Source organism: Rhodococcus sp. PSBB066, from assembly GCF_017068255.1.
Lineage (GTDB): Bacteria > Actinomycetota > Actinomycetes > Mycobacteriales > Mycobacteriaceae > Rhodococcus > Rhodococcus aetherivorans.
Map to the genome: position 1 here is coordinate 4,218,239 of NZ_CP070859.1, position 11,898 is coordinate 4,230,136.

Annotated in this window: 11 protein-coding genes; 7 read left to right on the plus strand and 4 right to left on the minus strand. The window is 71.3% G+C overall.

Annotated features, from left to right (window positions below):
• Window positions 1-279 precede the first annotated feature (279 nt).
• The 6 genes from JYA75_RS19075 (at window position 280) to JYA75_RS19100 (ending at window position 6,835) form a co-directional block, all read left to right on the plus strand.
• A complete protein-coding gene (locus tag JYA75_RS19075) occupies window positions 280-1,164 on the plus strand; it encodes a glycosyl hydrolase (RefSeq protein WP_037201674.1) in 885 nt (294 codons plus the stop codon).
• Between the two features lies 1 nt (window position 1,165).
• Complete coding sequence (locus JYA75_RS19080) at window positions 1,166-2,407, plus strand: SpoIIE family protein phosphatase (RefSeq protein ID WP_203329257.1); 1,242 nt, start codon at window positions 1,166-1,168, stop codon at window positions 2,405-2,407.
• Window positions 2,404-4,368 carry a glycosyltransferase gene (locus JYA75_RS19085; protein WP_065922600.1) on the plus strand — a complete coding sequence of 655 codons (1,965 nt, stop codon included), beginning with the start codon at window positions 2,404-2,406 and terminating at the stop codon, window positions 4,366-4,368. The genes JYA75_RS19080 and JYA75_RS19085 overlap by 4 nt, the downstream gene beginning before the upstream one ends.
• Window positions 4,365-4,703 carry an STAS domain-containing protein gene (locus JYA75_RS19090; RefSeq protein WP_050035162.1) on the plus strand — a complete coding sequence of 113 codons (339 nt, stop codon included), beginning with the start codon at window positions 4,365-4,367 and terminating at the stop codon, window positions 4,701-4,703. The genes JYA75_RS19085 and JYA75_RS19090 overlap by 4 nt, the downstream gene beginning before the upstream one ends.
• Window positions 4,693-5,118, plus strand: a complete 426-nt coding sequence (locus tag JYA75_RS19095) for an ATP-binding protein (protein ID WP_050035161.1) — start codon at window positions 4,693-4,695, stop codon at window positions 5,116-5,118. The genes JYA75_RS19090 and JYA75_RS19095 overlap by 11 nt, the downstream gene beginning before the upstream one ends.
• Before the next feature lie 301 nt (window positions 5,119-5,419).
• On the plus strand, window positions 5,420-6,835 hold the full coding sequence (locus JYA75_RS19100; protein ID WP_203329258.1) for an amino acid permease: 1,416 nt from the start codon (window positions 5,420-5,422) through the stop codon (window positions 6,833-6,835).
• An 82-nt stretch (window positions 6,836-6,917) separates the two neighbouring features.
• Here JYA75_RS19100 and JYA75_RS19105 read toward each other — a convergent pair whose 3' ends face one another.
• Window positions 6,918-7,937 carry an Rv2578c family radical SAM protein gene (locus JYA75_RS19105; protein ID WP_006930639.1) on the minus strand — a complete coding sequence of 340 codons (1,020 nt, stop codon included), beginning with the start codon at window positions 7,935-7,937 and terminating at the stop codon, window positions 6,918-6,920.
• A 74-nt stretch (window positions 7,938-8,011) separates the two neighbouring features.
• On the opposite strand from JYA75_RS19105, the gene JYA75_RS19110 reads away from it, so the two are divergent.
• Entirely contained in the window at window positions 8,012-8,371 is a 360-nt protein-coding gene (locus JYA75_RS19110; RefSeq protein WP_029543516.1) for a RidA family protein, read from the plus strand.
• A gap of 60 nt (window positions 8,372-8,431) precedes the next feature.
• Here the strand turns inward: JYA75_RS19110 and JYA75_RS19115 are convergent, their stop codons facing one another.
• The 3 genes from JYA75_RS19115 to JYA75_RS19125 are packed head-to-tail and all read right to left on the minus strand — an operon-like array spanning window position 8,432 to window position 11,897.
• A complete protein-coding gene (locus JYA75_RS19115; RefSeq protein WP_006930635.1) occupies window positions 8,432-10,402 on the minus strand; it encodes a 5-oxoprolinase/urea amidolyase family protein in 1,971 nt (656 codons plus the stop codon).
• Window positions 10,399-11,055 carry an urea amidolyase associated protein UAAP2 gene (locus tag JYA75_RS19120; RefSeq protein ID WP_006930633.1) on the minus strand — a complete coding sequence of 219 codons (657 nt, stop codon included), beginning with the start codon at window positions 11,053-11,055 and terminating at the stop codon, window positions 10,399-10,401. Before JYA75_RS19120 ends, JYA75_RS19115 begins: the two co-directional genes overlap by 4 nt.
• A gap of 2 nt (window positions 11,056-11,057) precedes the next feature.
• Complete coding sequence (locus JYA75_RS19125; RefSeq protein WP_050035160.1) at window positions 11,058-11,897, minus strand: urea amidolyase associated protein UAAP1; 840 nt, start codon at window positions 11,895-11,897, stop codon at window positions 11,058-11,060.
• Window position 11,898 lies beyond the last annotated feature (1 nt).

Genomic DNA, 11,898 nt, shown 5'->3' on the forward strand with positions numbered 1-11,898 from the left:
GAACTGTTGTGATACAGAGCACACCGCACGGCAGGTGGGTGCGGCCAGCGTTGCATCGTGTTGCACCCTGCGGCACACCGCTGCACGGACCCGGACGTCCGGCATAGACCCCGCTCGCATCCCGGACGAACCGTCACAAACCCGGCGACGGTTCGCCCGGGATGCGAGGGTGGAGCGGTGAGAAACGGACATCCTCGCCCGGCGGCGGTCGCGGCGGGCCTCGCCGTCGCGGTGTCGACCGCCGTGGGATGCGCGCCGGCGATCGACTGCGGCGCCGCGATCACGCCGCTGCACGAGCCGGTCGGCGCGTGCCTGCGATTCGGCGTGAGCACGCCCGGCGGCCCGACCGCCGTCGACGAGTTCGAACGGGTCGCCGAGATCGCGGGCACTCCCCCGACCGTGGTGCTGTCGTTCTCCGACTTCGCCTCGCCGCCGCCCGTCGCGGGGCTCGCCGCCGTGCGGCGGCTGGGCGCCGACCCGATCGTCACGTGGGAGCCGTGGCGCTGGCTCGGCGACGGGCGGTACGAGCGCGGCGAGTTCACGATGGCGTCGATCGCCGCGGGCGTGCACGACGACTACCTCTACCGCTGGGCCGACGAGCTCGCCGCGTGGGGTTCGACCGTCTACCTGCGTTTCGCGCACGAGCCGAACGGGACCTGGTACCCCTGGAGTCCGGCCGGGGGGACACCGCCGCACGTCTACGTCGCCGCGTGGCGTCACGTGCACGAGTTGTTCGCGTCGAAAGGGGTGGCCAACGTGAAATGGGTGTGGGCTCCGAACGTCTCGTTCGAGGGCAGCAGCATGATCGCGGACCTGTACCCGGGGGCGGAGTATGTCGACGTGGTCGGGGCCGACGGATACAACTGGGGCGCCACGCAGCCGTGGAGCCGCTGGACGTCGCCGCGGGAGCTGTTCGAGGAGACCCTCGACGAGCTCGGCCGGATCGCGCCGGGCAAGCCGATCGTGGTCACCGAGGTGGGCAGCACCGATGTCGGCGGGTCGAAGCCGGACTGGGTCGGCGACCTGATCTCCTTCCTCGACGACCGGACGGATGTGGCGGCGTTCGTCTGGTTCGATCACGACAAGGAAACCGACTGGCGGCTGGCGAGCACCCCGGAAGCGGCTGCCGCGCTGGCGGAAGCCCTGCAGAGGGGGCAGCGCTGACGTGACGACCGACGCCTCGCACCTCCCCGACGACCTCGAGGACCAGCGGGTCCGCGACCTCGAACGGCTGGAGATCCTCGACACGCCCCGAGAAGACCGGTTCGAGCAGATCACCCGCATGGCCCGGCACGTGTTCGGGGTGCCCATGGCGAGTGTGGCACTGCTCGACCGGGACCGGCTCTGGTTCAAGTCCCTCCAGGGGCTCGACCTCGTACAGGTGCCGCGCGAGGAGAGCATGTGCAAGACCACGATTGCGCGCACCTACCACCATCCCGGCGATCCGACGCTGATCGTGGAGGACGCCTCGGCCGACCCCCGGTTCGCCGGCATTCCCGGGGTCGGCGGCGCCGACGGCGTCCGCTTCTACGCGGGCTACCCGTTGTACGGTCCCGCGGGTCATCCCGTCGGCACGTTCTGCATCTACGACACCGAGCCGCGGACACTCGACCCCGACCAGCTCGACGCGTTCGCCGAACTCGCCGAATGGGCGCAGCGGGAACTGCAGCGCGCCGACGAACTCGATCGCGCCGCCGCGATGCAGGCCCAGCTGCTGCCGCGCCCGTTGACCGGGCTGCCCGGATTCGAGGTGCAGGCCGTGTGCATTCCGGCGTTCGTGGTCGGCGGCGACTTCTACGACCACTACCGGTTGCGCGGCGGGCTGGTCGTCACCGTCGCCGACGTGATGGGCAAGGGCCTCGGCGCGGCGATCCTGTCCTCGGCGGTGCGCTCCACGTTCCGCGGCGCGTCCCGGGTGATGGAGCGGTTCAGCCACGCCGAGGCGTGCAGCGTCCTGGACACGGGCGCCGCGCTCGGCGCCGCCGCCGAGAACCTCACGGACGACTGCGAACACACCGGCACCTTCGTCACCGTGTTCCATGCCGCCGTCGAGTTCGCCACCGGGTCGGTGGACTACGTCGACGCCGGGCACGGCCTGGCCGCGATCCGCCGTCGCGACGGCTCCGTGGTGCCGCTGACCGGCACCGGGCTACCCGTCGGCGTGCTCCGCGAGACGTCGTGGCAGGCGCAGTGCACGCGCCTCGAACCCGGTGACACGCTGGTGATCTGCTCCGACGGGCTGCTCGACCTGCTCGACGAGCACAGCGACCGGGAGGCCCTGTACCGGTTCGTGGCCGACCATGCGACGCCGCACGACCTGACCGAGGCGGCGCGGGCGCTGGCCGAAGGCAACCCACCGATGGACGACGTCACCGTCGTCGCCGTCCGTCGCTGCGAGGACGCATGAGTGCGGCCGGTGCGGACCGCTACCCGTCGCCGGGCCTGCGGATCCTGATCACCGCGACGGTGCTGCTCGGCGTGAACTACGTGGTGTGGCGCTGGCTGTTCTCCGTCAACTGGTCCGCGTGGTGGATCGCGGTGCCACTCGTCGTCGCCGAGACGTACAGCCTGATCGACTCGATGCTGTTCGGGCTCACGATGTGGCGGTGGCGCCGGCGGGCCGCGCCGCCGGTCCCGCCGGACGGGCTGACCGTCGACGTCTTCATCACCACCTACAACGAGCCGGTCGACCTGGTGATCGGGACCGCCGAGGCGGCGGCACGCATCCGGTATCCGCACGAGACATGGATCCTCGACGACGGGGAGCGGCCCGAATTGGAGCGCGCCGCAGCCGAACTCGGGGTCCGGTACATGACGCGGGCGGCCAGCTGGACGAACAAGCCCCGGCACGCCAAGGCGGGCAACCTCAACAACGCCCTGCTGCACACGCACGGCGAGTTCATCCTCGTCCTCGACGCCGACCAGGTGCCCGACCCGGAGATCCTGCACCGCACCCTCGGCTACTTCGAGGATGAGCGGACGGCCCTGGTGCAGACACCGCAGTACTTCGTCAACGTGCCGGACTCCGATCCGCTGGGCAGCCAGGCCCCGCTGTTCTACGGCCCGATCCAGCAGGGCAAGGACGGCTGGAACGCCGCCTTCTTCTGCGGCTCGAACGCGATCCTGCGCCGCGAGGCGCTGATGCAGCTGGGCATCACCGGCTACGTCCGTGCCGTCGAGGAGGGCGTGGTGCGGGCGCTGCGCACGGCCGGCAAGGTGCTCGACCGGGCGCGATCCGAGGTCGGTGCGAACCAGCCGGAGGTTCTCGCCGCCCTCGATTCGGTGCGGGTGGCCGTGCGCACGGCCCGCGCGGCCGTCCGGCAGGGACAGCCGCTCGCCGAGGTGACCTACCGGTTCCAGCAGAGCGTGGACGAGGCCGCGCGGGCCGTGGTCGACGCGGACGCCGGATCGATCCGCGCAGACCTGGAGGCGATCGCCGCCCTGACCGCCACCCCCGGGTCCGACGCCGACGGAGTTCTGCTCGACGAGACGACACTGTCGCGCCTCGCAGACCGCGAGTGGTCGCCGCTCGGGGCGCTCGAGTCGATCCGCACGATGATCCGCGCCGTCGACGTCAGCCGCGACGACGAGGCCGAACCGACGCTGGCGCTGGCAACGATCTCGGTGACCGAGGACATGGCCACGTCGATGCGCCTGCACGGGATGGGCTGGAAGTCGGTCTACCACCACGAGGTGCTCGCGCACGGTCTCGCGCCGGAGGACGTGGGCACGATGCTCACCCAGCGGCTGCGCTGGGCGCAGGGCACGATCCAGGTGATGCTGCGGGAGAATCCGCTCGTGCAGCGAGGATTGACGATCCCGCAGCGGCTGATGTACTGGGCGACGATGTGGAGCTACCTCGCGGGTTTCGCGGCCGTCGCCTACATCGCCGCGCCGGTGATCTACCTGATCTTCGGAGTGCTGCCCGTGCAGGCCTACAGCTGGGACTTCTTCGGCCGGCTCATCCCGTTCCTGCTGTTGAACCAGATGCTGTTCTTCGTGGTCGGTCGGGGCACCCCGACCTGGCGGGGGCAGCAGTACAGCCTGGCGCTGTTCCCGGTGTGGATCAAGGCGTGCTGGACGGCGTTTCGCAACGTGTACCTGCACAAGCCCCTCGACTTCGCGGTGACCCCGAAGACGCGGCAGGGCCGCGCCACGCTCCCGTGGGGCAAGGTGCGGTACCAGATCGCGGCCATGGCGCTGCTGGTGATCGCGTCGGTGGTGGGCGTGGTGCGCTTGTATCTGGGCGCGAGCTCGGTGCTGGGCGTCGGCGTCAACCTGTTCTGGGTGCTGTTCGACCTGGCGATCCTGAGTGTGGTGATACCGGCGGTCCGCTACCGCGGGCCCGACATGGAAGGAAGACGATGACGCACTTCGCAACCCGCACCACCGGCTCGGACGTGGTGGTGGTCCGGCCCGAGGGCCGGCTGAACATGGTCGCCGCACCGCGGCTGCGGGAACAGCTGCGCGGCCTCGTCGAGAGCGGGTCCGCCCGCGTCGTCGTCGACCTCGGCGCCACCGAGTTCATCGACTCGTCGGGGCTCGGGGCGCTGGTGTCGGGGCTCAAGGCCGCCCGGCAGGCCGGCGGGGACCTGCGGCTGGCGGCGCCCACGGCGCAGGTGCGCAGCGTGCTGTCGCTGACGAGCCTCGACCGCGTGCTGCGCACGTACGACTCCGCGGACGCCGCGTTCGATGGCGACTGACCCCGGCGCGGGATCTTGGGCCCTGACGACCGTCACGGGCGCCGACACGCTCACCGACGTGCACGCGCTGATCGAGAAGATGATGTGCGCGGGGCAGGTGGAGGACGAGGATCGATTCCCGTTCGAGATCGCGGTGGCCGAGATCGCCGCCAACATCGTCGAGCACGCAGGCGACGGCGCTCCGGTCACGATGCGGCTGGAGCTGCGCCTGTCCCCGGACCGGATCGAGGCCTGCTTCCACGACGACGGCCGGCCCGCGCGCGTCGACCTCGAGACGGTCCGGATGCCCGGGGACATGGCCGAGCGGGGCCGGGGCCTGGCGATCGCCCTGGCGGCGCTGGACGAGTTGTCCTACCGCAGGCGGGGCGGCAGCAACCGGTGGATCCTCGTGCGGGAACGGGCCGACCCGGCATAACCGCGCACCGGTCCGCCCGGGGCCGGCCACGCGACCGGCCCGGCGTCCGCCCTCGCCGCGGCGACCGAGATGCCGACTTTGTCCGGACCACCCCCGTTAACTTCCCGTTAAGTCGACTCCCACGCGACCGCTCGGACCGCCGGAAAATCCCAGGCCGGCGCCGCGCATCTGCCGTTTCGTCGAACGTCGGGATCGACGGCTCGCCGATGTGTCTATAACAGCGGCGGAGCGGGAACCTCAGACTCAGGCGGTCGAGAGGTACATCACACTCGATACCAAACCTGGTTGTGAAGGGGTTCCCATGTCGAACAGCGATCAGCCCGAGCTGAGGCACACGCTCGAGAAGCGGCACCTGTCGATGATCGCGATCGCGGGTGTCATCGGTGCAGGCTTGTTCGTCGGCTCGGGCGCTGCGATCCGGGAGACCGGTCCCGGGGTGCTGGTCGCCTACGCACTCGCCGGAGTCGTCGTCGTGCTCGTCATGCGCATGCTCGGCGAGATGGCGGCGGCGAATCCGCAGACGGGGTCGTTCTCGGCGTACGCCGACCGGGCCATCGGCCGATGGGCCGGGTTCTCCATCGGATGGCTCTACGCCTGGTTCTGGATCATCGTCCTGGGCATCGAAGCGACGGCCGGCGCGGTGATCATGAACCGCTGGATTCCCGGCGTGCCCCAGTGGACGTGGGCGCTGGTGCTCATGGTCGTGCTGACGCTGACCAACATCGCGTCGGTGAAGTCGTTCGGCGAGTTCGAGTTCTGGTTCGCCGCCATCAAGGTCACGGCGATCGTGGCGTTCCTCGTGCTCGGCGTCCTCGCGATCTGCGGCTTTCTGCCCGGCGTCGAGGCGCCGGGACTGAGCAACCTCACCGGTCACGGCGGCTTCTTCCCCAACGGGACAGGTGCCGTACTCGCCGGGGTCCTCGTCGTGGTGTTCTCCTTCTTCGGAGCCGAGATCGCGACCATCGCCGCCGGCGAGTCGGCCAACCCGGCCGAGGCGGTGCGCAAGGCGGTGCGGTCGGTCGTGTGGCGGATCCTGATCTTCTACATCGGCTCGATCGCCGTCGTCGTCACCCTGCTGCCGTGGGACGACGCCTCGGTGGCGTTGAGCCCGTACGTGGCGGTCATCGACTCCTTCGGCATCCCGGCGGCCGCCACCATCATGGACGTCATCGTGCTGACGTCGGTGCTCTCGTGCCTGAACTCGGGCCTGTACACCGCCAGCCGCATGATCTTCTCCCTGTCGCGCCGCGGTGACGCCCCGCCGTCGCTGGCCACCATCGGGCGGTCCGGTGTGCCCCGCAACGCGGTTCTCGTCTCCACCGTGGTCGGCTTCCTCACCGTGGGCCTGAACTACCTCTACCCCGAAACGGTGTTCCTGTTCCTGGTCAATTCCTCCGGAGCGATCGCCCTGTTCGTGTGGCTCGTCATTGCCGCGTCCCAGCTGCGCATGCGCCGCTCGCTCGAGGCCCAGGGCCGGGAGCTGTCGCCGAGGATGTGGTTCTTCCCGTACCTCACCTGGTTCACCATCGCGGCGATCGTCGCGCTGTGCGCCGGCATGATCGCCCTGGAGAGCACGCGCAGCCAGATGCTGACGTCCGCGGCCCTCGCCGCCGTCGTCGTCGGAGTCGGCGTCTACCGGCAGCGCCGCAGTGCCGCTCCGGCTGCGCCGGTGGACGCGAACGCCGGCGTCGCCGACGTGGTCCCGGAAACCACCTGACCGACCGGCCGGTGTCGCCCTCGCGGGTACCTGCCTCACCCCGGGGGGGGGCGACGTCGTGTCCCGAGTTCCGCAGCGCCGCTCAGAACAGGGTGGGGTCCGCCGACTCGGCTGCCGGCCGCGGCGGCGCTGCGACCGGGCGCCGGTGCTCGGCCACGCGCGCGCCGAGCCCGTAGCGGGACACCAGCGGATCGACGCGGTCCTTCAACCACGTCTTGTACTCCGGTGAGACGTACGCGCCGCGGCCGTAGATCTGCCGGTACCGCCGGATCAGGGCGGGGTGCTCCTGACCCAGCCACGACAGGAACCAGCCGCGGGTGGCGCCGCGCAGATGCATCGGCAGCACCGTCACGCCGGTCGCCCCCGCCGCCGAGATCGCACCGAGCAGATCGTCGAGGTGCCGGGTGGAGTCGGTGAGGCACGGGATGACCGGGGCGACCATGACGTGGCAGGGCAGCCCGGCGTCGCTGACGGCCCGGATCAGGTCCAGACGTGCCTTGGGCGACGGGGTGCCGGGTTCGATCTGCTTCTGCAGGTCGGGCTCGCCGATCGCGAGGGAGACGGCGACGCCGATGTCGACCTGCCCGGCGGCGAGGGTGAGCAACGGCAGGTCGCGGCGCAGCAGCGTGCCCTTGGTCAGGATCGAGAACGGGGTGCCGGATTCGGCGAGGGCCCGGATGACGCCGGGCATCAGCCGGTAGCGGCCCTCGGCCCGCTGGTACGGGTCGGTATTGGTGCCCAGGGCGACGTGCTCGCGCTTCCACGACCGTCGCGCGAGTTCGCGGCGCAGCACGGCCGCGACGTTGGTCTTGACCACGATCCGGCTGTCGAAGTCGCGGCCCGCGTCGAGGTCGAGATACTCGTGGGTCGGTCGGGCGAAGCAGTATCGGCACGCGTGCGAGCAGCCGCGAAAAGTGTTGACGGTGAAGCGGAACGGCAGGTTCGACGCCTCGGGGGTCTTGTTGAGCGCGCTCTTGCACAGCACCTCGTGGAAGGTGATGCCCTCGAACTCGGGGGTCTGGACGCTGCGGACGAGCCCGGCCCGTTCGAGGCCGGGGAGCGCGCCGTCGTCGACGTCGAGAGTCTGTGCCGCCCACCGCATGCAGCCAGTCGAACATACGTGCTAACGACAGTCAAGCGCGGGGCAGCGGGGGCGGCCTGACAGAATTCCGGGCCATGACCCGTGTGAACATCTCGTCCGGCTCCGAATGGGAGCCCAGGATCGGCTACTCCCGCGCCGTGCGCATCGGCAACCAGATCGCCGTGTCCGGCACCACCGGCGCCGGCGACACGCTCGCCGACCAGACGCGCGCCGCACTGAAGACCATCGAGGCCGCGCTCGGCGAGGCCGGCGCCTCGCTGACGGACGTGATCCGCACGCGCATGTACCTCACCGACATGTCGACATGGGAGGAGGCCGCGCTCGTGCACGGCGAGGTGTTCGGCGAGATCCGCCCGGCCTCCACCATCCTCGAGGTCTCGAGCCTCATCGACAAGGGCCTGTTCATCGAGATCGAGGCCGACGCCGTCGTGTAGGCGGCTGCGCCGCCGGTGCGTCCTTCGGGCGGCAGGAACAGCCCGAAGGACACACCGGTGCTACGCGCCCGCGGCCTCCCAGCGGGCGCGCTCGGCGGCGAACGCCACCGACTGCACCTGCTGGAAGGCGTCGATCGACGCGGCGTTGCCGGCCAGGAACCGCTGGTGCTCGGCCAGGGAGAACGTGCCGTCGGTGATGTCCACTCCCCCGCCGCGGCCCGCCGCGAGGTCGGCGCGCAGGTCCATCAGCTCCTCCGGTTCGACGGGATACCAGGAGATCCGGTCGAAGAAGCGCAGCAGCCACGGTGTGCCGGCCTCGAACGGGCCCGCGGCCTGCGGGTGGCGGTGGTTCCACACCTGGGTCGTGCGGCCGACGAACTGGTAGCCACCCGGGCCCTCCATGCCGTAGATGCACAGGTACGCCCCGCCGATGCCGACGGCGTTCTCCGGCGTCCACGTGCGGGCCGGGTTGTACTTGGTCGTCACGAGCCGGTGCCGCGGGTCGAGCGGGGTCGCGACCGGCGCCCCGAGGTACACGTCGCCGAGACCGAGCACCATGTAGTCGGCGGCGAAGACGGTGTCGAACACGTCGTTCACCGAATCGAGGCCGTTCATCCGGCGGATGAACTCGATGTTCCACGGGCACCACGGCGCATCCGCCCGCACCCCGTGCATGTACCGCTGGATCGCCTCGCGGGTGGCCGGGTCGTCCCACGACAGGGGCAGGCGCACCCGCCGGCTCGGCACCACGAGCTCGTCGCTCGCCGGGAGCTGCTCCTCGGCCTCGGCGAGCAGATCGAGCAGCGTCGGCACCGGCAGCACGTCGGGGTCGACCTTGACCTGGAGCGACCGGATGCCGGGGGTGAGTTCGAGCAGGCCCGCGGGGCGTTCGGTGTCGAGCCGCCGGTGCAGCGCGTGCACGCGGGCCCGCAGCGCGAGATCGAGCGTCATGTCACCGTATTCGACCAGGACGTTGTCGTCGCCGCTGCGCCGGTAGGTGACGGCGGTGTCGCCGTCGCGGCGGGCGAGGACGCCGTCGTCGCCGTCGCCGCCGGGCGAGACCACCAGCGACAGCCCGGCGCGACGGGCGACGCCGAGCGCGCGGCGCGACGCGGCGTGCTCGGCGCGGACAGGCACGAACCGCACCGTGTGCCCGGGCGCGAGCTGGCCGAGCTTCCACCGGTCCGCGGCGACGACGGTGACGGGACAGACGAATCCGCCCAGGCTCGGGCCGTCCGGCCCGAGGAGGATGGGGGTGTCACCGGTGAAGTCGAGCGCACCGACGGAGTACGCGTTGTCGTGGATGTTGGACGGGTGCAGGCCGGCCTCCCCGCCGTCGGTGCGTGCCCACTGCGGCTTCGGCCCGGTCAGGCGCACGCCGGTGCGGTCGGAGTTGAAGTGCACCTCGTAGTCGGTGGCGTAGAGCGTGTCGATGTCGCTGCGGGTGAAGAACTCCGGAGCGCCGTGCGGGCCCTCGGTGACGGCGATCTCCCAGCGGGCGGTCATGGCTGGCACGTGTTCGGCCGGCACCGGGACGGCCGCGCCGGTCGCGACCTCCCCGACGACGAGCACGTCGCCCTCGGTGAGGGTGCGGCCCTCGTGGCCGCCGAACCTTCCGAGGGTGAAGGTGGCTGCGCTGCCGAGGAATTCGGGGACGTCGAGTCCGCCGCCGACGAGTACGTACACGCGCAGGCCTGGGCCGGCGACGGCGCCGACGTCGAGCACGCCGCCGGCGGGGACGGTGACGGGACGCCACTGCGGGACCACCGTGCCGTTCACCGTCACGGTCGCCGGGGCGCCGGTGACGCACACCTCGGTGGCATCGGTGAAGCGCAGGGCCGGCCCGGCCATGGTGGATTCGAGGCCGGCCGCGCCCTCGGGGTTGCCGAGTGCGGCGTTGCCGAGTCGGAACGACAGGTCGTCCATCGGGCCGGAGGGCGGGACCCCGATCTGCCAGTACCCGGTGCGGCCCGGATAGTCCTGCACCGTGGTGAGCATGCCGGGACGGTCGACGGTGATCTTGGTGGTCATGACGGTCGGGCCTCCGGTCGGGTGACGATCATCCGCACCGTGGTGGGGTCGAAACCGTTGCACGGATTGTTGATCTGCGGGCAGTTGGAGACGAGGACGAGCACGTCGCGGTCGGCGCGCAGTGCGAGGCGCTTGCCGGGCGCGGAGAGTCCGTCGACGATGCCGAGGGTGCCGTCGGGGTCGACGGGCACGTTCATGAAGAAGTTGATGTTGGACACCAGGTCGCGTTTGCCCAGGCCCCACCGGGCACCCTCGACGAGGAAGTTCTCGACGCAGGCGTGCTGGTGCTTGGTGTGGTGGCCGTAGCGCAGGGTGTTCGACTCCTGCGAGCAGGCGCCGCCGACGGTGTCGTGGTTGCCGACCTCGTCGGCGACGAGGGTCATCAGTTCCTCGCCGTCGGCGGCGCGCAGCACCGAGCCGGCGGTGAGGAACAGGTTGCCCTGCGCGGCGACGGTGGCGGCGGCGCTGTAGCGGACGGTGGTGTCGTGGGCGTCGTAGATCAGGGTGTCGACGGCCTGGTTGCCGTGCAGATCGACGATGGTGAGCACGTCGCCGGCGGCGACGACGGCCGACCACGGTCCGCGGGCGCCGGCGATCTCGTCGCGGATCACGGTCCCGGGGACGAGCGCCGGCAGGTCGAGGGTCGAGGTCATGATCAGTGCTCCGTTCCGGTGGCGGCAGTCCAGGCGTCCTCGGTGTTGAGGACGGCGCGCCGGTATTCGGGGTCCGTGTTCGGCAGGGTGTCGAGGTCACGCGGGGCGTGCCAGGCGAGCACCTCGAGGGTGGTGGTGGGGAACCCGGGTGCCGGGTCGAGGGGGTGGGCGGTGTTGGCGATGAGTGCGATCACCGGCAGGTGGATCAGCAGCTCGACGCAGGCTCCGGCGCCGGCGGTGCCGGTGCTGGTCAGGGCCCCGTCGGCCGCGACGCGCACGCCGTGGAAGAACGAGAGGGACGGCGGCAGGTCGCGCGGGGCGAGGCCGTGCTTCGCGGCGGCGACGGTGAACAGCTCCCGCCCGGCGGGGGCGTGCGAATGCAGGCTGCCCGCCCCGTATTTCGCCGTGTTCCCGGCGAGGTTCGTGGTGCCGCACAGGGCGTCGTGGCGGCCGGATGTGTCGGCGACGACGGTGGCGAGCACCCGGCCCTGGTCCGACAGCAGCGGGTGCCCGACGCCGAGGTAGGCCTGCCACGGCACCTTGACGGTGTCGGCGACGTTGAGCCGCTCGTGCGGGGCGTCGGCGCGGAAGAGCAGCAGGTGGGCGCAGGCGGCGCCGTCGATGTCACGCAGCCGCAGCCGGGTGCCGCGGGCGAGGACCTTGGCGGTGTAACGGCCGCCGGGCACGGTCTCCGCCCAGGTCATGGCGGCGGTGCGGCCGCCGGGCGGGGTGGGGTACGCGGTGGCGGGCACGGTGGGCATGCCGTCGGTGACGGTGCCGGCCTGCGCGCGGGCGTGCGCCTTGGCGGCGTGGGTGGTGGCGGTGTCGAGGACGCCGGTCATC

What these genes read in the sequence shown, in the direction of transcription:
- JYA75_RS19085 (WP_065922600.1), top strand. Translation starts at nt 2,404, where the DNA reads ATGAGTGCGGCCGGTGCGGACCGCTACCCGTCGCCGGGCCTGCGGATC.
- JYA75_RS19090 (WP_050035162.1), top strand. Translation starts at nt 4,365, where the DNA reads ATGACGCACTTCGCAACCCGCACCACCGGCTCGGACGTGGTGGTGGTC.
- JYA75_RS19095 (WP_050035161.1), top strand. Translation starts at nt 4,693, where the DNA reads ATGGCGACTGACCCCGGCGCGGGATCTTGGGCCCTGACGACCGTCACG.
- JYA75_RS19100 (WP_203329258.1), top strand. Translation starts at nt 5,420, where the DNA reads ATGTCGAACAGCGATCAGCCCGAGCTGAGGCACACGCTCGAGAAGCGG.
- JYA75_RS19105 (WP_006930639.1), bottom strand. Translation starts at nt 7,937, where the DNA reads ATGCGGTGGGCGGCACAGACTCTCGACGTCGACGACGGCGCGCTCCCC.
- JYA75_RS19110 (WP_029543516.1), top strand. Translation starts at nt 8,012, where the DNA reads ATGACCCGTGTGAACATCTCGTCCGGCTCCGAATGGGAGCCCAGGATC.
- JYA75_RS19115 (WP_006930635.1), bottom strand. Translation starts at nt 10,402, where the DNA reads ATGACCACCAAGATCACCGTCGACCGTCCCGGCATGCTCACCACGGTG.
- JYA75_RS19120 (WP_006930633.1), bottom strand. Translation starts at nt 11,055, where the DNA reads ATGACCTCGACCCTCGACCTGCCGGCGCTCGTCCCCGGGACCGTGATC.
- JYA75_RS19125 (WP_050035160.1), bottom strand. Translation starts at nt 11,897, where the DNA reads ATGACCGGCGTCCTCGACACCGCCACCACCCACGCCGCCAAGGCGCAC.